We start from the raw sequence: 22484 nt of genomic DNA on the forward strand, positions 1-22484 counted from the left end.
AAGAATGAATAATATCAATTATAACAATTGGTTATTTCCTTAGCGTACGTTTTCGTTCCATTGGCCCTCAGACCCCAAATACACCAGTGCCGGGGGTACCCAGTCCTTAAAGTCCACGCGGTTGAGCCAGAACAGGTGCTCGTTGATCGTCTCGGCGTGCTCGGTCGCCTCAAAGTCAGCGTCGCGCACGAAGTCCCATACTTCTGCATAAGGTTTGATGACGGAGTCGATCAGGGCGATAGGGTTATTGTACTCGGTGACGTGCTCTTGGAATTCCTTGACCAAAATGTACTTCTGCTTCTTCTTCGCATAGATGCTACGGATGTGACCGAACAGATCACCAAAGGCGTCACGGCCCAGTGAGGTTTCGATGCGACTCCACTCCTTGGCATAGACCCGACTCTTAATGTCGCCTGCCGTGGTGCGGATTAGGCCCAGAACCTGCGCCTTGATGATGTCGATAGGCGCGAGGTCAAGCCCCCGATTATTGAGCACGGAAAAGATGCGGTAGGCAGCTTCAAGATCGGGCGTGGAGATAACAACCAGCGAGCAGTTGTTGGCCAGGAACTGCCACAGTGCGATCAGATCGGCGGGCGGTAGCGCCTTGGCTTTGGCAAGCAGCAGCATGGCGTTTTCGCGGTATCGAAGTCGGCTGTCTTCCAGCTTGTCGGTGCTAGTGACCAACTGTGCGATGCCGCCCGGCTCTTGAATGTTGGTGCGAAAGAAGTCGACATCCTCCTCGCGGGCGGTCAGGCGGTATTCATTTTTCTCGCCGAGGCTGACCTTGCCCTTCTTGTAGAGGAAATCGGTGATGTCGTCGGCTGCGTGCGGCATGGCCTCGCGCAGCACTGCAAACAGCATCGTCAGCGTCGACAGGCGCTGCTGGCCATCGACCACCGACGATTTGGGCTCTCGGTCGTTCTTGATCAGAACGATACTGCCGAGGAAGTATTGGCTGGTTGCACCGGAGACACGCGCATCCAGCATCGCCGAGTGCAGATCATCGAACAGCTCTGTGGCCTGCTCGGTTGTCCAGGCATAGGGACGCTGGTAGTCCGGAATCTCGAACTGGTAGCTGCCTTCGAAGATCTCGCGGATCAGTTTGTCGTGGGCTTCAAGTGTCTTGGCCATTGTTTTCCTCTTTCCTATGATCCCTTGGAACTGCTCAGGGCTTGGTATCCTGGAGCCAGCTTGGCGCTCTCGACTCCGTACAGCACCAGCGGATCGCTAAGCCATAGGCGATACTGTTCTTCTTTGAGGCGATGGTCAGGCGAGCAGTCCACGCTCCAGTGCAGCAGCATGTAGCCCGCAACAGCAGCCCGCACGCGCATCTTGATCGACCCGTTGGTCATCCCGTAGTCCATCTTGATGACCTCGGGACGCGCAAAGCGCGGATGAGGCACTAAGTCCAACTCCACGATCCGAGTCCACTGAATGTCGTTGTCCGAACGCTCGTTAGCCTTGGGTTCTTCATCAAGCAGGATAGGCGCTTCAATGCGGGTGACAACGAAGTCGCGGAACTCGCCACTCTTGCGATCAAAAGCTCGGACGTGCCAGCGCAGGCCGGTATCGACCAGCGCAAAGGGCACAATGATCCGCTCGGTCTCACCGCTGCTCATTGAGTGGTAGCGGATGGCTACTGGCCGCTTGGCGTGGATAGCCCGGCAGATTGGGGCCAGCACATCCATCCGTGGGCAGCTCAAAGCCACTGGAGACTCGCATGGCAGCAGCGGCCGCGAGTCGACGTTCACACCATCTCCAAACCCAAGCGCGAGTGTCGACAAAACACGTTGCGTCGAGTGCTCGAAAATTGGAACAAACGCCTTGCCTATGCGGTAGATCTTGTTGCTACCATCGAATTCAATGTTCTGCGGTGCGATTTCCCGGTAAAGAGCCAGATCGCGAGTTGCCCCTGCCGGCGCCACACCGAAGCGCTCAATCAGGTCTGGGCGCCCAATATCACCGAAGAAGTAGAGCTGGAAGTCGATGTAGGCCAGCCGCTCGCGCTGGGCAAGGCTCAAATCCTCGACCCGTTTAGAGGGAGAACTAATCATGTGCCGCAGCTATGAAATGAAAGGAGAATGTAGTGATGTGATCCATATAGCGCTATTGTTATCATCAAATTGATTACAATCATGCACCATCTTTACTATAACAACAAGATATAAAGCCTCAAACGTAGACATAGTTCGTCTTGTATTAAATCTCTTCAATACGTTAGATTGATGTCATCCAACTGTGAAATCTTGCCGCCCAGTGCTCTATCGACTCCTCATGCAACTTGCCCTTATCCACGGATTTGGTCTGCGGGTGAGGAATGCCGGAATAGCCATCCTTGCCGCAGAGCATTTTTAACCGCTGATTTGGCCAGTGCAGTGATTTCTGGGTTAACTCTTCTGCCAACAGCGTAAGCTGCTTGGGCCAATCCAGAGGCGACTTCAGCCGTAATAGCAAAGTTGATAGAGAACAAACACCGTCAGATGTATCGACTTCTAGGATATAGAAGGTGCGGCCCTGCAACTCCACCTCAACAACGGCCAGGCACCTTTAACCTGCTCCCCGTATTTTCACACAGACTGCTGTTAGTTACTTCCGCTTTTGGCACAAAGCAGACGTTAAGACTTACAGCATCGGGAAACTTCTGGATGCCGCGTCAGCGGCATGGAGGCGCCAGATGAGGTTACATGTGTCTGTGGAGTCAAATGGCGCCGAAAGCCCGGCGTAGCCGGTTGCCGGGCTATAAATTCTGCCACCCTACCCCCTGCCCTGATTAGCCTTAACCCGCTAACAGCAATGAAGAAGTCAAAGTAATCCCTTTTAACCCCGGTGAGCGGGCTTTACGGCGTTTACGACGTAAAGGGCGTGATTTCCGGGGCCTTAGCGGCGGCAGCTTGCTGCTGACGCTTAGGGGGATGTTCATCAACTATCTCAGCGACACCAGGGAACTTAACACGGTAGCTGCAAAGCTATACCCGCTAAAAACGTCTCAGATGCCTCTGTACGCGGTCGGAGTGGTCCCGGCAAGGCGTAAGCCGTAGCCGTGGCGTATCTCCGCGTTAGCGGGCCGTCAGGGCCGCTTACGAGCGTGTACTCAGAAACTCACCGCAGCTCCACCTAAAGCGATGAAGAAGGTTAGTTACAACACCCATCATTAAAAGCGACGTTGTTCCGGGCCTTCGGCCCGGGGCGGCCTCGCTTTTCAGTGGTGGGGAGGGGCTGTGAGGGTTCAGGCAGGCACTGTTCCTGCTTTTGAGTGAGTATTTTGAATGTTGTAACTATATGTGCCGTGCCGGGGCCCGTCGCGTAGCGATGGGAGCTACTTTAGGCAGTTGCCGAACCGGCGCGGACGTGAGTCCGCTGCAAGGGCGGGCATTTTCAGGAGCCTGTCCACAGGTCAGGCGACGAACAGGTTATATATTTATATGAATGAAATAAAAGATATTTAAAAGAAGTACAGAGCAGGTTTTTAAAGGAAACCACGCACTTTGAAATCAGGTCGGCTGGCGCTCTGTAAGCATAACGGTTGTAACCTTATGGAAAGGTCCCTTGCAGTTATTTGTGGGTAACTGAATCTGGCGACGAGATGTGGCCACTCTGATGCAATTTCTGGCCATTCTGATGGCGGAATGGGGTGAATGTCAGGAAGGACGGCCGTCATTTCGTGCAGAAAACCGTCAACGATGGACTGCAGACGTGCGAAACCCTCCGGCGCCAGCCGGATTTTTCACACAGGAAGGGTTATATGGGGACGGTGGCCAGCCGCGTGTAGTTGTTACCACGCGACATCAGCATGCGCTCTTTCACGCGCCGCTCCAGCTCACGCTGGAGAGCATCCCTGTCGCCGACGAAACGCCCTTTGGCGTAGTCACGCGTCAGCTGCTGTTTCACCAGCGTCACAATGTCCTTACGGGCTCTGTCCGCGTCACGTCGGGCGCGGGCGCGCTTCAGGCCATGCTGTTTACGTTCGGACTGGTAGCTGCGGAACCGTTCGCGCACAAACCGCCAGGCCTTCGCTATCAGCTCGTCCATCTCCAGCGGCTTCAGGTTCTGCTTCTTACGCTGCTGATTCTCCCATTCCACACGGCTGCGCCTCGCGGCCACAACGGCCACGTCAGAGACGTCGAGCGCGGAGAACAGTGCCGGCGTGAAGGTGGTATCGGTCGGGATATTGCAGCCAATCTGCGGGTCATACTCGGTCTGATAGGTAATCAGCCCCAGCTCCGCCATAAACGTCAGCGCCCGCGTGGCGCGGGTGATGGACAGATTACCGCTTTTCGACTCGGTGGCGAGACCGCACTCGATGGCCAGATTGGTGATGGAGCGCTGAACGCGGTTGGCCAGCGGGTCATAGTGGAAACACAGCCCCTGGAGCAGGGCATCGATGGCCCGGCGGCGCAACAGTGGCGGCATCCGGTGACGTTTACCCAGCGAGCGTAAGAACGCCACATGGATGGAAAAGTCAAAACGGGACGTGAAGCCTTCGGCTTTCGCCATCAGCTTACGACAGAACGGCAGTGTCTTTTTGCCTTCACGCGGCGTGAATGCCGGGTTCGGGTTTTTGACCTGACGGTAATGGGAGAACAGGGTCTGGGCGTCAGTCACACCTTCCCGCACTTATGTTGCACGGAAGGAGTAAATGGCACAGAAACGGGTATTGCAGTTTTCTGAGCATAAAACTATACTCCCTGCATAGAGCAACAGCTTCTATACAGTTTAAGTAGGCCCCGTTAATCTTCTCTTAGTCGCCAAACCTGGTGAAGATTATCGGGGTTTTTGCTTTTCTGGTCCCGGGTAGACACCTCATCAGAACCAGTTCCCTGCCACCTTATGGCGTGGCCAACCAAGAATTCACTAAAACGATCAGTAATCTAGCATCCAATGAGAAAACGTTCAAGAATGTGAAGTCTTTACATCGAGAACGCCGCGTTCAGAAAGTTCACGTTCGAGTAAGGTCTCAATAAACTGAGCTTGAGTGAGCCCTTCCTCTTCACAGATCGTAATCATCCAATCTTTAAGAGGATTTTTAACAAAAACCTTCACTTCTTTATGTGTTTCACGTTTACGCGCAATCGCGGCAAGCTGTCTTTCACTCGCCGACATCGGCTTACCTTTTCGGTAAGAACGCTTTTCTTTCGATGAGGAAGTTACTGCATTTTCGATCTGCGACATCTCTGCCTCCTCAAGGATCAAACTTGGATCGTTTGCAGAGAATACTACAGATATCTGAAATCAGCGACTTAACTTTACGCGAAGGTGTGAGCCATGTTGGCGCATGGTTCACCAGGATAGATGTAGATTGCGGATCAAATGACGATGCGACTTAGTATGAAGAATGCCAGTCCGTTCCTCCGTCCCAGCGCGACTGCCAGTGCTGAAGGTAGGTTTGTGCCACTTCCGGCACCTCATTAATAACCAGCACATTCTCGCTATTCCGCGATGCAGCAGAGCGAGTGTAGTTAAAGCTACCAGCCTCAACTGTATGATTATCAACAATAATGACTTTGTCATGCATGATGGCGTAGCGACCGTTGGTGCGCAGCGGAATTCCCGCGTTCACCACGATGTTCATCGCCGCCTGGCTGGCTTTGCTCCGGTTGCCCTTTTCATCAAGCACTATCTTCACATCCACACCACGACGTTTTGCCCTGACAAGCGCACTAACCACCTCCGGAGACGTAAATGAGTAGCCCATCAGCCGAATTTCCTGCTGTGCTGACTCAATCGTCTTAAGGACCAGCTGCAACGCGCTGCCTTCAGGTGAAAAGCCGACCTGAACGGAGGATGCCGCTGCTGCGGGCTGAATACAGCTCAGCGAAAGACATACCAGACCGGACACGGCCAGCTGGCGAAAGGTGAACTTACGCATTAAATAACCTCAGAAATACTGTTCGGATGTGTTAACCAGAAACGCCGGAGACGGGGAAAACTTGCTTTTACCCTTCTCCGGGGTTGGACAACTGAGCACGGCGAAGGCGTCAGTCTCTTTTAGCGGTATCAGTTGGCGGACGCCTGATTATTTTTTGGTATCACCGGCAGCATGACTGATGGCCTGCTGCAGGGCCTCCGCGCTGGTGTATCCCGGAATAACCGTCACGTTATCAGCACTGGCGCCGGCTGACGGGAGAACCACCAGGGCCGGGGTACCGCTGAAGCCCAGCTGCTGCGCAAGTGTGTTTATGCCATCCAGGGTCCCCTGAACATCTGGGGCTGTTTTCGCATCGAACTTCACGGCTTTTGCGGCCGCGCTGATATCAGCATCGGTCAGCTTACCCTCGTTGTGGGCGGTAGCGTAAATCGCGTTGTGATAGTTAAGGTAAGCATCGGCCCCCTTCTGCTTCCAGATCTGAAGCCCGGTTTTCGCCGCACTGAGCGACGCCGGCCAGCGCTGGCCAAATATCGGGAATTCCTTGAACACAAAGCGCACGTCCGGGTTAGCTTTTATTACCTTCTCCAGTTCCGGCGCCAGGCGGGCACAGTAGATGCACTGGTAATCAAAGAATTCAACGACCGTCACTTTCGCATCAGCAGGACCATATGATGGTGTGCCTTTATCGTTCAGCAGCGCTGCCTGATTCTGAACCACGGCGGCCGTCATCGCCTGCTGCTGCTTCTCCTGCTGTTGGGCCTGCAGCTTCTGGCTGACCTCAACCAGCACTTCCGGATGAGCCAGCAGGTAGTCTTTCGCGATTTCACCAATGCGGGCTTCCTGTTCCGGGGTAAAGGCAACGGCAGGTTTCTCTGCTGCCCCCGCCACGCCGGAGACCAGAAGGCCTGCGGCAAGCATGACTGAAAGGGTTTTATTCATGTTCATCCTGTGTTTTTCTCTTCTCGGTTGTTATCAGTTCGTTCCGTGCACGGGTGGCGACGCTTCTAACCGCCCTGCGCTGTCGTTTAGCGTGCTCCTGAGCCCTGCGCTCCACGGCATACGCCGCCTCCTCCGCACTCACCGCTGCGACCGGTTCACCGGCAAGGTTTTTACGCCACGCGCCCACCGTCATGGCGCCCAGATACGCATCCGAGCGGGTGACGGCGGCAAGGCAGCGTTTCAGCGTCTTCACGGAAATCTCCAGCCCGCGCCGGCGAATGTCATTGACCATTGCCTCCCGGATGTTGACCGCCAGGAGCTGCGGCTGGCCGTCCGTCACCAGGGCTGGCCAGCAACGCTTCAGGAGCGCGAGCGCGTCCGCAAGCGGCATGACCTTCCGGTACACCGGTTCCGGGGCAGGTTTGCGCCTGGCCGCCCGCATGGCCTCCCTCTCCTGGGCCTGTCGCTCAGCCCACTGCCGGGCTTTCTCTGCTTTTCTGGCGGCCTTCTCGTCCGCCTGCGCCTTTTTCGCGCTCTCATCCACCGCCTGCTTCCTGACCTTCCAGGCAGGCGTCGTGTTCACCACCACGGTCTTTTTACGCGTGACCCGGCCCGGACCCGCACCGTCCGGTTCACTGTTGCTTACGGCACGCTGACCTTCTGGCTCCGCTTTGCGGCGCAGCGTCAGCGTGGGGCGCCCCTGCTCTGTCATCCTGCCTCCGGATAAATCTGTTTCACGTATACTCCCCTGACTGACCCTATTCTGACACGGCAGATATCACATCACCATCAGTCCGATGACGGCAAGGTGCACCGCGTAGAACAGCGGGAAAAATTCGCGCGGCCAGAACCTCGGCACGCGGCAACAGGTCCGGCTCAGCACCGTCAGGGTAACGCCGGGTATTACCAGACCCGCGATGGCAAAGGCGGGGCTGTCCGCGGCATTCAGCGCGAGTATCGCCAGTGCCAGACACAGCGCCAGCCCCGTGCGCGTGGTGCGCCGGCCCGTCATACATACGCCGCAGGCCAGCATCAGCATCACTACCCCCGCCAGCCCGTAGCTTCCCGCCGAAAACGGCAGCCAGGCCAGAACCAGCATCAGGGAGAGCGGCCACGTGCGCGGCCCGTGCCGCTGCATCATCGCCAGTGCCTGTCCGCTGACCGCAAAGGCAAACAGAATATTGCCCAGGTCCGGGCGCAGCCCGGCCAGTATCCAGCCGCCCTGCGCCACCCCGGCCCATATCCAGAGCCGGTTCAGGGCGCGCTGCTGAATCTGCGGATGGCGGGCGAGGTTCATGGCCCAGACCAGGCCAAAGAGCGGAAACGCTCCCCGACCGGCAAGACGCAGCCAGTCATTATCCAGTCCGCACAGCATGCTGATGTGGTCGGCCACCATCAGCAGCAGCGCCACGGTTTTGATAAGGTCGGTCTGGCCCGGCGTCCACACAAGCAGACGCTGCAGCCAGCAGTCGGCCACCACCACAAGGGGGAAGAGCGGATGGTTTTCAGCGCGCATATCAGTCGCCTCCCAGGGTCTTTTCACGCTCAAGGTCTCGCACCGTTTCGCGCTCCATCTGCTGCAGGCGGTCCCGCTGCACGCTCTCGCGCACCACCTGAGACACCGCCTCATCCCGGCGGCGTTCTTCCGGCGCATCCGGCAGCGTGAGGGGAGATGCCGGCGTTTCTTTTATCCGATCCATATCCCGCACCACATCCCGGACGGCGACGTCAGCCCCTCCGGCCGGCCTGTCGCCGCTGCGGGCCATCTCGCGGACCGCCTCTTCGGCACGCTTATCCAGCTCCCGCTGCACCTCAGCCTCCCGGGCCTGCTGTGCCAGCACCTCCGGCGGCACCGTTTCTGCGGGCTGCGTACCAGTGGCATCGGGCAGGCCGTCGGCCCAGACCCGACCGCCGGTAATGGCGCCGGGGTTCCACGGTCGCGCCTCGCCTTCGAGCCGCACCACCACGCCGCTCTGCGGATTCTCCCTCGCGAGCCGCACGCCCTCTTCCATATCCCGCGCCAGCAGCGACTCGCCGTTACGGCTGGCCTGCAGACCCGCAAACGCCGCGTCCCCGCTGCCCATCACCCGGCCTTCACCAGCGAGCCCCTTAAGCTGCCCGTCTCCGGACGTCAGGGCGCTCAGCCAGACGCCCGCCTTCCTGCCGTTGCGGTCGAAGGCCGGGAGCGCCACGTGCGGCTGCGGGTATTTACGCCCCGGCGAGATATATTTCGCCATCGAGCCCTCGGGCTGCAGCCCGGCCTGGCGCAGCGCGGCGCGACCGGCAGGCACCTCACCCAGCGCTTTTGCCGTCGCCGTCAGGCGGGCGGCATTCGCGACGGCGCGGTCGCCGCGCGGCTCCAGAATGTCATGCGCCGTACTTTTCGCCTGCGATTTTTCCATCGCGGCCACCCACTTATCCCGGTTGTCGGTATAGACCTGCGCGTGCTGCTTCATGCGGCTCAGCGCCACGTAGGCTGACTCGAAGCTCACCATCCGCTTACGTCCGCCGTCCGTACCCTGCAGGGAGATGGAGAAGGGCTCGCTCGCACCCTGTGAGCCTTCAACGGTGACGGCATAGGCCAGGTCGATGTGCTGCTCTGCCTGCTCGGCTGACGGCGTGAGCGTACGGGTCTGTTTCCCGTCCGACAGCGTGACGCTGTCACCTTTTATCTCACTGACCGACCAGACGCTGTTGGCCACGAAGCCCCGCTCGTTGTCGCTTTTCGAAAAGCGCATCCGGTCGCCTTCCGACACGGTAATGGTGTCCTGACGGTAGAGCGTGACGCCCTCTGTCGCCGCCTGCGCGGGCGACAGGCTGCGGGTGTTGCCCTGCGCATCCTTCAGCATCACCAGGTGCGCCTCCCCGTCCAGCGCCTCAATGCTGTAATAGGTGCTGTCCAGCAGAACCAGGCTGTCGCGGGATGCCTCCCACGTTGCCATGCGCCGCAGCTCCCCGTCGCGGATATTGGCAGGCGTGAGAACCGGCAGCGTGACCTCTTTTTCGCCCACCTCGCCGGCACCCTGACGGGCGTCATGAATCATGGCGTTCACCTGGCGGCGGTCGGCGTTCAGGGCGGTGATAACGATGGTCTGCGCCTGCGCCTCTGACGTGCGCCCCGTGTAGTCCTTCACGATGGCCTCCAGCAGCGTCGCGGGCTGCCCGCCGGGCATCAGGTCGCCGGCCGCCACGGCTTTCGCAATGGCCTCCTCCCGTTCGCGGCTGAACTCCATGACGGAGCTGTCCGGCTGCCAGGCATCCGCCCTGCGCGGCACCTGTGCCGGCGCCACGCTCTCAATGGTCGTCAGGGCGCTGCCGATATCGCGGCTAATCAGGCTGTAGACGGCAGGTTTTAGTTCCGGCGTCTGGCGGACGATCTCCTGCATCACCGCCACGTCAATGGCGCTGCGCTTCTGCAGCAGGCGGAAGGGCTGGCCCGGGGCAATGGACTGCAGCTGGTCGGTATCCCCGCTGGAGACCGCGCGCCCCCCGCCCCCGGCAATCAGGCTGTACGCCTTCGCCATGTCGGCGTTACCGACCATTGAGCTTTCATCCACGAGAAACAGCACGTTGCTGAAGTCCGTTCGTTCGCCGCCGCGCAGCTGCTGCTGCGTGTCGTGAATAAAGGCCGCCAGCGTCTGCGTTTCAGGCACGCCCGCATCGCGCATCTCGCTCACCGCCCGGTGGGTGGGGGCCACGCCGATAACGCGCGGCTGCTCCCGTTCCGGCAGCGTGCCGATGGCCGACATGACTGCCCGGAACTGGGTGGTTTTACCCACCCCGGCGTAGCCCTGCACCAGGGTAAAGCGGTCGGGGGATTCAAGTATCATGCGCGTGGCGTTCCGCTGCCCGTCGGTCAGGCCCGCCAGCTGCGCGTCCGGAACCTTATCCATCAGCGGGGTGACGGCCTCCTTTCCCTCAAGGACGTGGCGGATAATGCTTTTTTCAGCGTTGTACGACTGGCGTGAGACCAGCAGCTGCAGGCCGTTTCCCGGCGATACCGGCACCGACAGCAGGTCGCCGCTGCGCACCTGACGGTCCGCTTCCTTTTCGATGGCCTGCAGGCTGAGGCTGTCCTGCTCAAATTCTTTCGCGGCGGCCATCAGTTGCGGCTTCGTGAACGCCAGGCCGTTCCCCTCCAGCACCGGAATGGCCAGATGGATAGCCTGCTGCTCCGGCGTGTGCAGACCGGCCTTCTGGTGCGCCAGGGCATCATCGAGCCTGTCATGCCCCGCCGCATCCTTAATCTGTTCGGACACGACGCTCCAGGCAGACTGACGCGACAGCTTCTCCGTCGTTTTCTGCGCCGTCTGCGCGGAATAGAGCCGCACCGCCCGGCCGCTGAGCGCCAGTTTGTTCAGCGTGGTGTTATCCAGCTCGCGCTGCGACAGCGAGGCAAAAACCGTGGCGCTGTCGCTCACCGAGCGGCCCGGCGACTCCACCCAGCCTTGAACCACCTTCGCGGCGGTAAACGGGCTGTCGCCGGCGGGCAGGACCACGTCCGCCTTACGCCCCGGCAGGCTGACGACGAGCCCCGCCTCCCCGAGCGCCTTAACGGTCACCGTATCGCCTCCCCTGAGCCGCGTCCCCTGCGCCTGACCCAGCACTGCCAGACGGTCGCCTTCGGCCACCTGCAGCGTGCCGGTGCGGTACAGCGACCAGCTGCTGTTGAGTTCAGACAGGCGGGTCACCCGCGTCTCACCCTGGGCGTTGCGCAGCGTCAGGCTGTTGTTGCGGCCCGTCACGCGGTCAATGACAAAGCGTTCCCGGCTGCGCTCTTCGGCATTCCAGCGCTCCATGACCATCCCCTCCCGGTAGTGGTCGCGCACCTGCTGATGGCGGCTGTCGAGCCAGACCGGCTCCAGCGTGGTGATACTGACCTCCCGCTCGCCCAGCACCTTTTCCGCCTTAAGCGCCTCGCGGACTACGCCTGCGAGCACCGCCTGCTCGCGCGGACCGGTGACCTGCGCCACGCTGTGTTCACCTGCGCGGACGCTTCGGGCAAAGTCAGCGGCCAGGCGGTCATACCGCTGCCGCCGGTCAGGCTCGCTGATAACCGAGACCTGCGTCTTCTCACCGCCCTGCCACGCGAGCGTGCTCACTCCCGCTTCCTTCATGACGGTGAGGGCGCTGCCGGTCCCGGTGCGCTGGCCGCTGTCGGCAATCAGCAGCTGGACGTTATGGCGCAGCGCACCGTCGAGCAGCGTGAGCGTTTCTTTCAGGGTCAGCTTCTCCCCCTGGTCCACAATCAGCGTGCTGCCGGGCGTAAAGGCCATGCCCTCCGTCAGCCCCCGCCTGTCGGTGATATGCTCGCCGCTGAGGCGCTCATCCTGCATAAGGGCGCTGCGCGAACGCCTGTCGGCGGCGATAATCTGCACGTCACGCCCCTGTTCGCGCGCCATCATCGTCAGCTCCGCCACGCGCTCACGCTGGCCGGCCGCCCCGCCCTGACCCGAAATGATCGCCACCGGCGGACGGTCCTGGGCCAGGACACTCACGGCATCGCTGTATGACCGGCTGCGGGGCACGCTTTTATCCGGAAAAATGTCGGCCTGCCCCGTCCGCTGTAAATCGCGGGTCATCGCCGACACCGACAGCTCATCCAGCACGTGGATGTTCGAGGTAAACAGCCCCTTCTCTTTATCCAGCGGGATGAGCTGCTCATTTTTTATCGCCGCATCGATGCCGTCACGCGCCATCTCCACCATGCCCGACCGCGCGGGCAGCTGCCCGAGGGTGGTGGCCAGCAGTTCGGAATACGTGAACCGCGCCCGCCGGTCGCTCAGCATCGCGATGGCCTGCCCGACGCTGCTGTTAATATCAATGGCTTCAGGCGTCGTTGCGGGAATATTCCCCTGCACAACCCGCAGGTCTGCCGCCTCACGGTAGGCTTTAATGTCAAACCCCGTCTCTTTCAGGGTATGCATCCACTCGGCCATGCGCTGTTCGGGGTCAACCTTCTGCTTCGACTGGCGGGTATCGAGCGCCGCCACGTCGCGGGACTTCAGGGACGCGTCATCCCCGACCGCCTCGCTGATGGTCCTGCTGCGGCTGGAATACGGCTCCGTCGGTACGCCCTTCAGCTCCCACATGCCGTGTTTGCCGACCGTCTCAGTCTCATAGCCCATCGCCGCGACGTCATCCTTCAGCGCGGCACGATACAGGCGGCCAAAGGCAATCTGGTTGGCGTAGATATTCTCAATAAACCCGGTTTTACCCACTTTGTCGCTGCTGAGCGTTCGCCACTCATCGCCATGCTGAGTGGCATTGGCCACCACCGCGTGGGTGTGCAGCTGCGGCTCCTGGTCGCGGCTGGTATCGTGGTTAAACAGCGCCATCACCAGGTTGCCGGTCAGCTGCGTCTCGCTCCTGCCCTCCGTCATAACCCGCGTGGAGGCCATTGCCTCTATCTGCTTAATGGCGGTCTCCACCGCGCGGTTGTGTGCCTCAATAAGACGCTTGTCGCCTCCCAGCATGGCCATCACGGAGACACTTTTGGGCGCAGAGAAGGTGAAGTCGTAGCCCGGACGGTGTTTGTTCGCCCCGTCCTGAGTCCGGCTGAGGTCGCTGCCGTCCGGCAGGCGTCCCTCCAGAACCTTCGTAAAGACCTTCTGGTCCACCCCGCCGCTGAGCCCCAGCGCTTCAGCCCCTTTTCCGGCCCAGCGCTCGCCCATACTACCGATAACGTAGTAGTTGTCCTTGTCGGTGTAATAATTGCCCGCGCTGCCGGCGGATTTTACCGATCCGATGCTCATCATCAGATGTATCCTCCCGGCTCAAGATCCTTTTCAGGCGCCCGGTGAACGTTGATGTTCACTTCTTCACGACGCTGCCTCTCCTGAGGAGACAGTTCGTCCTGCTCCGCCTGCCACGCCTCCCATGCCGCCATATCCACTACTTCACCGCTTTCACTGATGCCGGGCGGCAGCTGCTCTGCCTCTTCCGCCTTTGTCTTCAGCTCAGGCTCCACACCGCCGGCGCCTGCCGCACCTGCTACGGATGCCGCGTCTGCAGCGCGGGGCGCGGGCGTCAGTTGCTGTGGCTGCTGTGGCTGCTGTGGCTGCTGTGGCTGCTGTGGCTGCTGTGGCTGACCAACATTCTCCGCACCGCCCTCTGGCGCGACAACATCGGCATCCGGTTCAAAGAGCATGGCGATGCTGCGGGATTCATGTTCACGTGCAGCCAGCGCGGCATTCAGGCGTTCCTCCGCTTTCCCGTCGATGGTGCGCGGAATGAATTCCGGTGCCACCTTTGGACGCTGCTGATACTTCAGCGCCATTTTCACGGCAGGATAAGGTCCGGGAAGCGTGACGTAGCAGGAGAGATCCGGCAACGTCTGGACGTCGGAGTAACTCACCAGGGTGACGCGCTCCATGTCCTTGCCGACCGAGGTACCGTCGCGTACCGGGTCCACACCGTAGGAATACTGCTCGGACGCCTTGAGGATTTCTTTTTCACCGATTTCGCCAGCGGCGAACTCGGCGATATTGCGCGACGGCGAGCGGAAGAAGGCACGGGTGTTCAGCACGTCGAACAGCGTTTCCGCCGGCTTCTGCCCGTAAATATCTTCCAGCTGGGCGTAGGACTGAATGCCAATGACGTAGCAGCCGCCAAACTTACGCGCCTCCGGCAGGATCTCAACCAGGTCCGGCAGCTTGTGCAGGGTAGGCAGCTCGTCGGCGAAGATCCACACGCGGCGGTTACGGTTTTCCCCCATCGCCAGCAGCCCGCGAATGGCGATGGACAACCACATGGAGATAACCGGCTTGAGGGAAGCGTGGGTGTCAGCATTGGAGGAGATAAACAGCCAGCCGTTTTTACCATCCTCACGAACGCCGCGCATCCAGTCGCGTATGGTGAATGACTCGCCGTTATTTTCGATGCCCTGCAGGTAGCGGATAGCCTTGACGTAGTTGGTCAGCACGGCGCGGATGGAGATGGCCGTTTTCTCGATTTTCTCTTCCACCAGGTTCGCCGCCGGGGAGTTTTTCAGGTACGAGCGCAGCTTCTCAATCTTGATGGAAAGCAGCGTGTCGACCAGCTTGCTGTAGCTGCGGTCCTTGTCGTTGCGCATCAGATATGCGGCTTCGGCAAAGATGGTACGTCCCGACCCCTGCCAGAAGGGGTCTTCCTTCGTGCCCATAGGAATAAGCGTGTTGGAAACGTTGTCGAAGTCAGGCTGCGTCAGGCACTCCCGCCACAGGTCCCATGCAGCGCAGCGCGCATCCAGCGGGTTAAGGATTTTATCTGTGGCCGGATCATAGTAGCTTTTGACGAACTCACAGGAGCGGTCATACACGATGACCATATCGCCACGCTGGCGGGCGTAGTTCATCAGACGGCGGATAACTTCTGATTTACCGGCCCCGACGGTACCGTGCAGACAGAAGTTCTGGATCTCCGAGTCCTTAATAAGCGGCAGCTCACCGATTTTGATGTCGGATGCGAGACCGTCGCGCCTGAGCATTTTCGCCACCGCTTTCGGGTCGTCAGTCAGCTGGCGCCCTCCCGTTATCTCGTCCTCACTCTGCTGCTTACCCTGATGGCCCAGAATCCAGGTGGTGACAAAGAAGGTAATAACGCACACCACGGCCGCGATGATGGCAGCAAGAATAAAGGCCGTCCAGACCTGGTCGGCGCACCACTGGATATATTTGTCCTGCAGTATTTGCTGCGCGTTGTACTTCAGCTCATGGCCGTAATAACGGATGGTATAGACAGGCTGGGATTTAAAAATATCGCGCATGGGGGCCAGCGTCTGACACCAGTAATAAACCATGCCGTTCACGAACGTCTGCCAGGTCAGTTTAACCGACAGCGTAATCGCGACAATGATGCCGAAGAGAATGACGAGACAGTACACGATGATATTGGCAATTTGACTGAACATACGGATACGCATGCTCGCGATCTGACCGCCCTGGGTCATATCCTTAGCATTAAAACTCATATTAGCCTCATAGAGGTTGGTCTATATGTATAGCGACCATGATTTCAGAAAGCAATTGATTTAATGTCATCCGTTACAAAACACTAGGATGACATCATTTAACTAAAGGCGGGGAGATTATTAATAATGAATGTTATTTTTTAAGTAAATCACACGCTCCTGCATATCCATGTGAGCATGATTTTTTCAAATAGATATCTGCCATTCCAGAACCTGGAAATACACCATCACCTCTCATATAAGCCCCTGCCAAATTAAACTCAGCCTGTCCGTTATTTTTAATGGATGCTTTCTCCCACCAGATCACCGCCTCGTGCATATCCCTATTAACACACTCACCTGTAGAATACAGGTTTCCAATATTCAAATATGCCAACTCAAAATCTTTTTGAGCTGAGGAGTTAAGCAAATCCATTATTTTATCACAACGGGCATCTTTCAATAATCCATTTTTATAAAGCATTGCCAAGTCATTCTGAGCAGATGCATTCCCTGCATCTGCTGCCTTCCCCCACCAATAGCCTGCTTTTTTTATATTTTTATCAACACCTTGCCCATAATAATAGAGCAGACCTAGGTTATTTTGGGCATCTGAATTACCCTGAATCGCCGACTTATTAGTCCAATAAAAAGCTTTTTTATAATCACCAGATACGACCAAATACATTGCACCTAGCTTATATTGAGCTAATGCGTTTCCAGAATTCGCATCTTTTTTTAAGTTAGTGTAGTAGTCGTCGCTAGCCCTTACACTCAAGGTACACGACAGGAAAACAAAAACTCCCAACATCCCATAGAACACTCGCATTGTTTACCTCCATAAAACTAAATATTATATCCATACACAACCATGAAACTGACTATGAAATCCTACAACTCAATCTAACGCTTCCAACCCATTGGATAATTACTTTCCGGATTATAATTAACATTATCAAAGTCCACGGATTCAAAGTCATTATTTATAGAGTGGGCGCCATCTACCTTGTTTTTTTCAAGCCACTCTTTGATGCTTATACACCCGCTAACCTTATATAAATCCATCAATGTACCCACAATGAATACAAAAAAAGTAACAAGAGGAGGAGCCAGTGAACATATAGGCATTATCACATAGCAAACTACCCTGTTGTATGTGTAGGGTTCAACACTGCCTTTATTCTTAGATATTTTATAAAACAAATAGATGAACAATCCTTGCCATAAGAGCACAGTTGCACCAATGAATACCACCTCCGTAACTAACCATCCAGCCAGATAACAAGCAATAGACTGAAACAACACTACCATGAATATCTGAAGCAGATTTCTCATCGCACCCTCTCTGGCATCCTGTTACTGCTTATGTTTATCTTGATATTTTTTTGCCTTCTTCATCAGTTCTTCAGGACTGTCAGCCCCCGGCACTCGTTCTTGAGACTCCTTTTCCTTATTATACGTATTCATTTGCGAAGATTGCTCTGAATTATGATGTTTTTGCAGATCAGAATACTGTTTATTTATGCTGCCTTCTTCATCGCGTATTCCTCCTTTAGTATCGGCTATATTCTCTCTCGATGTTGTGAGCATATTATCAACTTGGTCTTTTACATTATTCTGAATTCCGCTGTCCTGTGTACGTTGTTCGATAGTAGCCTGATGAGACTGGTGATCGGCACTAACATCGCTATTTCCACCGCCACCAGAAATGGCCCCCATACCATGGCCAACATTTCCTTTAGCTGCTGAATATGATGCATCAACGCTCGGTTGTACCTGCTCCTGAACAAATCCCCAAGCCAGTTCCCGACGTTTTCCTGCGATTTCTGCTGAGCTGGTATTAGTAAGCAATGTATCTGCATCTTGAGGTGCATGTTTACGGACATACTGGGCAAACTGCTGATTTAGATCCTCGCTCATTTGACCACTCATACTTTCTGTACGAGACGCCATTTCAGCATATTCATGGCTACGAGCCTGACTTGTGGTGTACTGATCATAGCTCTGTTTTGCTGAGTTCAACGATGCCGAAAGTTGATCTGCTCGGGAAGCCGCATTATTGTCCGTATGGCTCCCAGATTCACTGACTTTACGGCTAGTAAAGTAATCACTCGCCTCCTTAAAGTCCTGGGTTGCTTTAGCATCCATATCATGTCGAGCATCATGGCTAGCTCGAGAGCTATTTGTTGCTTGGTGCATATCGTCATCGGAAAAATCAACTCCCGCCTTAACTCCTGCCTGAAACCCTACCCCTCCTCCGGTACCCAGCACATTCAGCCCCATACTTCCTTTAGCATGTGCATCACCATACAATCCGAGTGACGCTCTGGTGCTCCTTGACGCTAACTCTTGAGTGGCCTGTTCATTACTAATATTATGCCCTTTCGCATAGCTTTCTACTGCGCTGCGCATCCTGCTGGCCATCATAGAATCCTGAGCACTCATAGTGCTGTCTGCGCCACTGGTCATTGAATTACTGCTACCACGGTTTGAGCCAAACTGACTAAGCGTATTCCATGCGCTACTCAAACTACTGTTATATCCATGCAATGCACTCTCTGACTGGGTTTGTGCCTCGCGGGCCATTGCCTGCTGTGCGGTTGCAATCTGACGAGTCATGTTGATACTCATAGGAATACGTGACGTAGCACCACTGGAATCTGTCACTACACTACCATCACGCATTTGCGTCGAACTGGCTCCGTTAGCCAACTGTTGGCTCATTTGTCCAAATACTGTTGAGCTATTGGTATTCCAGTTAAAACCACTCACATTTTCTGTCTGCATGTTAGCGTAAGAGTAGTTACCATCAACAGCACCAGAGGCAGCAGTGGCTGCAGGGCTGATAGCGGAAGAGGCCAGATGGCTGTAGAGATTTGAGAACCCCGCCCCCAGTCCCTTCAGCATTCCCCATGCCAGTGGCGGGATAAGCATCGACAGATAGCCTGCCGTGGTAGCGAGGTCTGAGTATTTTATCTGCACCTGTGACAACTCCGAGAGAACCACTGGTGAACCGTTGGCCTTCGCATAGAAGGTCATGCAGCTGTTGAGGATGGCGTAAAGCAGTGGCCAGCTCTGCACCCACATGATAGCCAGCACGTACCCCTTCAGCACATTAAGGGTGACGGCGTTAAACATCCCGCCCAGCACCATCAGGGGGAATATTCCGATGGTCAGACCGACAATCAACGTCTGAGACATAGGTAGTGAGCGTAATGCCACCTGACCGACCGTCGCATGCGCCAGCCGCTGCTTCTCCATCGATGACGTAGTGGCGATATTCAGCAGGCTTGAGGTGTCACCGTTGCGGGCTGCATAGCTCATGATGCCATTTCGCAAAGCGTTCATCGTCACATTCTGACGGACAATCGACGCGGCGCTCTGACCAGCACCATAGAAATAGTTATAGCTGTCCCCGATCATCTGGCTGAACAAAATGTCAGGATTCGGACGTCCGCCAAAAAGCTGACGCACGTAGTAACTCCATGTTTTTCCTCCGGTCTGAGTATCCAGGGCAAGCTTTGGCTTAATTACCGCAGCGGCTTCTTCACAGGTTAAAAACTGATTATTGTTGTTGAATACCCCCCTCAGCGGACTCGGCTTTGAGAAAATCAGCGTATACGGGTCTGCACTGTTCATTAGATCTTCCATGGTATATTTTCCGTTCAGGAAAATATCGCCCATCACGCAGTTCTGCACATAGTCCGTGAATATCGTAGTTATCTCTGGGTTCTGTGATAAAAAGTCCGTACTGCGTGAAACCAGATTCGCCCCAAATATCATGCCGGTTTTGCTGTAGGTGATGCTGTCGGGCTGTGAAAAGACCATTTCATACCCCTGAACAAGGGCATATCCGATTTTGGTGGTCAGCGATGCAGGCAGTGCCAGCCCGACGGGCACGTTATCGACTTTATAGACCTTTGTCTGATTACTGATATCGATTATTTGTACGGAGGTGCGAACACTGACCAGCAGCGACATCAGCACAATGACGCCTGCCCAGCCCAGCATATCCATGATGTTGTGCCGTCGTATCCACGAAATGGCTACAACCAGCACAGAGAAAGCCGTCGCAATACGCCGAATAACAACCCAGTTCTCCGTCGACATGAACGTGACGATGGCATTCAGCGTCTGCGTCAGCCAGTCGCCGCCCGCGATGACATAGATTTCCTGCATCAGCGCGCCCCCCCGAAGTGATAGTTGTTCTGGTAGCGCTGCAGCATGCGTGCCGAGACCTGCTGGCGCATGTAGCTCATCTGGCGGTCAACAACCAAAAGCGCATCCTGCTGTACCTGCACCTGTGCCTGGAAGGAGGCTATCTGCCGCGTGGCTTCGTTGAGGTTATTATTGATGCTGTCGATAACCGCCTGGTCATAGTTTCCCGTTGCCACCATTGCACGGGCCTGCTGGACCAGCTCCTGGATGTACTGGAGAAGAATGTCGTAGCCGATGTAATCGGTTAGCTGATAAACGAGGCTGTTAGAAACCCCCAGCATCTGTGGATCAACCAGGTACTTGAAGACCGGGATGGTAGTACTTGTGATAAATCCCTTCTCTTTCTCGGTTAACTTTAGATCGGCAACGGCTTTATTCTGAATGCTGGAAAGGATGTCTTTTATCTGATTTTTCAGTGCATTTTTCTGGCTGATCGTGACATTAGCATCGGCAACCACCTTCAGACATTTATCGCTGTCATTACAGTGATACACCCGTGCAGTCCCCCCCTCCATCATGGCCCGAATAAGGTCGCGATCGGTCGTTCTTGCCGGAAGCGGGGTTATATTACCCTTCTCATCAAAGACCATTGTTCCGGTCAGGGTCATGATGAACTCCTTAAGCTCTTTATTCCCGTCAAACATGCGGTTCTTTCCGAGCGCATTCCAGATGACATTGATATTCTTCGTTATGCGCTCTTTATCCTTATCACTGGCCTTATCACGGACCTTATCCATGCTTCCCCCCACCGTGCAGCCCTGGCGGGATGCCGCCCAGTCGGCAAACATGTTGCTCTCACCGGCAATGTCCTGGCAGACCTTCTGCTGGGAGACCTGAGTGCGCGGAAACAGACCGCCGACAATCCCCTGCGCCGCCTGGCAGGAGCTGAGGTTCATGCTGTTAATGTCGCTGGCCATCTTCTGCAGGAAGTCTTTAGCGGTCTTGATTTCCGGTACCGTGGTCTGCAGCGCCAGATCGAAGAAGTATCCGGCCGCATTGGACATAATCTGCTTGGCGAAACGCTGCAACTGATCGCTGTTAATAAAGCTGAAGGAGCCCAGATAGGCATCGATGCCGCCGCAGCCGGCGTTGATGTCGGGCAGCGTCATGGAGATAAGCTGGACGGTTTTCACCTGCGTGCGCGCGTAGAGTGAGCCGCCCGTGGCGTAGCCCGCGGCCTGGCCCTGCCAGACCTGTGGCTGGCTGGTGTTGGACGCAAAGCCCAGCTTATTAAAGAAGGTGTTCATGTCACTGTTCACGTCGGCACTCACGCTCGCTGAACACGCAAGAAGGAGGCCACACAGTATGGAGAGAGGTTTACGGACGAACATCGGCACCCTCCCGACTCGCCTGCAGGGCGAGTTTTCCCATTTTTCGTTTTAGTATGAACATTTGCCCTTTCGTATAAAGCGAGTTCAGGATTGCATAAACGCCACCTGCAACGGCAAGCCCGCCGCTCAGCGCGATAAATATCAGTGGAATGGCGTACATCAACACGTTCCACAAATCTTTCAGCTGCAGGTGACCGTCCCTGAGCCAGTCGCCGACGCAGGCATTGAAAACGTATGTCATAAAGACGCGCGACAGCACGCCGGCAATGAGCAAAATGCCCGCCCACTCAGCATAAACGCCGAACCGTGCGTCCTCTTTCCGTGCCCTGAGCGCGATTAACTCTGGCGTCGTAGCTCTCTGAAGCATTCCGGAGGTCATCATGTCGTGTTCCTCTGCATTGTTCTGATCAGCCATTGTTACCCACTCCACGCATCTGAAGGACCGTATCCATGCGGGCCATAAAGCCCTGTTCGTCGGTCGCGCCCTGCAGCAGGGGCAGGGCTTCAAGGGTGTTTACGTTGACGAGAAAGGTGGTTGGCGTGGCCACGGGCAGGTTAGGGAAAAAGGTTTTCATCACCTCCGGCGGCGCGGGCAACGCATCGGGAAAGGACGCATCCCCCTGACCGTCGATGGTGTAGGCCATCACCCCAAACCCCACCCGTGCCGACAGCGACTTCAGGACCGGATCAAACTGGTGGCAGTACGGGCAGTGTCCCTGCATAAACAGCACGACCTTCCAGTCGGCCAGATTGATCTGGCGGCCGTTGCTGAGGCGGTACCAGACCGGCGGCTTCGCCGGAAGTGGCTTAACTTCAGGGTCTTCCGGGGATGTTGGCAGAGATCCCGACGTTCGCGCCCCCTGTGGATGCCATAACGATTTGATCTCGTCCATTGTGGAAGCCTGTGTGGCCAGGCAGAGGGACATGAGCGCCACGGTAAACACGGTATGTCTAAGGTTCATGTCGGCATCCTCCGGCATCACGGGCCTTTTCGGCCTCACGGGCGGCATCAATCCAGCGGTTGATGATGCGGTAGCCCCCCCAGAGCGCCATCGATACGCCGATTATCTGCGCCAGAAGAATGGCCATCTCCGGCTCGCGCCGGACCAGGCGGGAAACAATGTGAAACCATATCCCGAGGCTCAGCACCCATAATCCGGGCACGTCGAACTCAGGCAGGCGAAAACGGAATTTGCGCATG

Annotated in this window: 19 protein-coding genes and 1 pseudogene; 1 reads left to right on the top strand and 19 read right to left on the bottom strand. The window is 56.5% G+C overall.

The features are described from left to right. Nucleotides 1-39: 39 nt before the first annotated feature. The 5 genes from C6A40_RS21910 to tap all read right to left on the bottom strand — a co-directional run bounded on the left by C6A40_RS21910 (nucleotide 40) and on the right by tap (nucleotide 4672). Nucleotides 40-1131 carry a DUF262 domain-containing protein gene (locus C6A40_RS21910; protein ID WP_239006528.1) on the bottom strand — a complete coding sequence of 364 codons (1092 nt, stop codon included), beginning with the start codon at nucleotides 1129-1131 and terminating at the stop codon, nucleotides 40-42. Between the two features lie 14 nt (nucleotides 1132-1145). Beyond that, nucleotides 1146-2054 (bottom strand): transcriptional regulator, encoded by a 909-nt coding sequence (locus C6A40_RS21915; RefSeq protein ID WP_032676764.1) that lies wholly within the window; start codon nucleotides 2052-2054, stop codon nucleotides 1146-1148. 163 nt (nucleotides 2055-2217) lie between these two features. Beyond that, complete coding sequence (locus tag C6A40_RS21920; RefSeq protein WP_157843664.1) at nucleotides 2218-2541, bottom strand: Tn7-like element transposition protein TnsE; 324 nt, start codon at nucleotides 2539-2541, stop codon at nucleotides 2218-2220. Nucleotides 2542-3738: 1197 nt separating this feature from the next. Next, on the bottom strand, nucleotides 3739-4614 hold the full coding sequence (gene repA / locus C6A40_RS21935) for an incFII family plasmid replication initiator RepA (RefSeq protein ID WP_085952537.1): 876 nt from the start codon (nucleotides 4612-4614) through the stop codon (nucleotides 3739-3741). Next, complete coding sequence (gene tap / locus C6A40_RS25640; protein ID WP_011201829.1) at nucleotides 4595-4672, bottom strand: RepA leader peptide Tap; 78 nt, start codon at nucleotides 4670-4672, stop codon at nucleotides 4595-4597. Before tap ends, repA begins: the two co-directional genes overlap by 20 nt. 79 nt (nucleotides 4673-4751) lie before the next feature. Here tap and C6A40_RS25645 point away from each other — a divergent pair. After that, nucleotides 4752-4855 (top strand): annotated as a pseudogene (locus C6A40_RS25645) (replication protein RepA). A 35-nt stretch (nucleotides 4856-4890) separates the two neighbouring features. On the opposite strand, the gene C6A40_RS21950 reads toward C6A40_RS25645, so the two are convergent. From C6A40_RS21950 to traQ, 14 genes are all read right to left on the bottom strand, one after another. Further along, nucleotides 4891-5169: a replication regulatory protein RepA gene (locus C6A40_RS21950; RefSeq protein ID WP_008324932.1), complete on the bottom strand. Its 279-nt coding sequence runs from the start codon at nucleotides 5167-5169 to the stop codon at nucleotides 4891-4893. 151 nt (nucleotides 5170-5320) lie between these two features. Beyond that, nucleotides 5321-5866 carry a phospholipase D family nuclease gene (locus tag C6A40_RS21955; RefSeq protein ID WP_008324931.1) on the bottom strand — a complete coding sequence of 182 codons (546 nt, stop codon included), beginning with the start codon at nucleotides 5864-5866 and terminating at the stop codon, nucleotides 5321-5323. A gap of 147 nt (nucleotides 5867-6013) precedes the next feature. Beyond that, nucleotides 6014-6805 (bottom strand): DsbA family protein, encoded by a 792-nt coding sequence (locus tag C6A40_RS21960; protein WP_008324924.1) that lies wholly within the window; start codon nucleotides 6803-6805, stop codon nucleotides 6014-6016. Further along, a complete protein-coding gene (gene finO, locus C6A40_RS21965; RefSeq protein WP_008324922.1) occupies nucleotides 6798-7517 on the bottom strand; it encodes a fertility inhibition protein FinO in 720 nt (239 codons plus the stop codon). The genes C6A40_RS21960 and finO overlap by 8 nt, the downstream gene beginning before the upstream one ends. Nucleotides 7518-7583: 66 nt before the next feature. After that, the gene (gene traX / locus C6A40_RS21970) at nucleotides 7584-8321 is read right to left on the bottom strand and encodes a type-F conjugative transfer system pilin acetylase TraX (protein ID WP_008324912.1); all 738 of its coding nucleotides are present in this window, start codon (nucleotides 8319-8321) and stop codon (nucleotides 7584-7586) included. A 1-nt stretch (nucleotide 8322) separates the two neighbouring features. After that, on the bottom strand, nucleotides 8323-13563 hold the full coding sequence (gene traI / locus C6A40_RS21975) for a conjugative transfer relaxase/helicase TraI (RefSeq protein WP_023307204.1): 5241 nt from the start codon (nucleotides 13561-13563) through the stop codon (nucleotides 8323-8325). Continuing rightward, entirely contained in the window at nucleotides 13563-15755 is a 2193-nt protein-coding gene (gene traD / locus C6A40_RS21980; protein WP_008324910.1) for a type IV conjugative transfer system coupling protein TraD, read from the bottom strand. The genes traI and traD overlap by 1 nt, the downstream gene beginning before the upstream one ends. 133 nt (nucleotides 15756-15888) lie before the next feature. Next, nucleotides 15889-16563, bottom strand: a complete 675-nt coding sequence (locus C6A40_RS21985) for a tetratricopeptide repeat protein (protein ID WP_008324909.1) — start codon at nucleotides 16561-16563, stop codon at nucleotides 15889-15891. A 74-nt stretch (nucleotides 16564-16637) separates the two neighbouring features. Beyond that, a complete protein-coding gene (locus tag C6A40_RS21990; protein ID WP_114191414.1) occupies nucleotides 16638-17069 on the bottom strand; it encodes an entry exclusion protein in 432 nt (143 codons plus the stop codon). Nucleotides 17070-17090: 21 nt separating this feature from the next. Beyond that, nucleotides 17091-19913 (bottom strand): conjugal transfer mating-pair stabilization protein TraG, encoded by a 2823-nt coding sequence (gene traG / locus C6A40_RS21995; RefSeq protein ID WP_008324119.1) that lies wholly within the window; start codon nucleotides 19911-19913, stop codon nucleotides 17091-17093. Beyond that, on the bottom strand, nucleotides 19913-21283 hold the full coding sequence (gene traH / locus C6A40_RS22000; RefSeq protein ID WP_016247527.1) for a conjugal transfer pilus assembly protein TraH: 1371 nt from the start codon (nucleotides 21281-21283) through the stop codon (nucleotides 19913-19915). Before traH ends, traG begins: the two co-directional genes overlap by 1 nt. Next, nucleotides 21270-21698 carry a hypothetical protein gene (locus tag C6A40_RS22005; RefSeq protein ID WP_008324122.1) on the bottom strand — a complete coding sequence of 143 codons (429 nt, stop codon included), beginning with the start codon at nucleotides 21696-21698 and terminating at the stop codon, nucleotides 21270-21272. The genes traH and C6A40_RS22005 overlap by 14 nt, the downstream gene beginning before the upstream one ends. Next, nucleotides 21691-22245, bottom strand: a complete 555-nt coding sequence (trbB, locus tag C6A40_RS22010) for a type-F conjugative transfer system pilin assembly thiol-disulfide isomerase TrbB (RefSeq protein WP_008324125.1) — start codon at nucleotides 22243-22245, stop codon at nucleotides 21691-21693. Before trbB ends, C6A40_RS22005 begins: the two co-directional genes overlap by 8 nt. After that, nucleotides 22235-22483: a type-F conjugative transfer system pilin chaperone TraQ gene (gene traQ, locus C6A40_RS22015; protein WP_008324126.1), complete on the bottom strand. Its 249-nt coding sequence runs from the start codon at nucleotides 22481-22483 to the stop codon at nucleotides 22235-22237. Before traQ ends, trbB begins: the two co-directional genes overlap by 11 nt. Nucleotide 22484: the final 1 nt, after the last annotated feature.

It is taken from the genome of Enterobacter sp. GER_MD16_1505_Eko_090 (genome assembly GCF_003331015.1).
In the GTDB taxonomy this organism is placed as follows: domain Bacteria; phylum Pseudomonadota; class Gammaproteobacteria; order Enterobacterales; family Enterobacteriaceae; genus Enterobacter; species Enterobacter roggenkampii.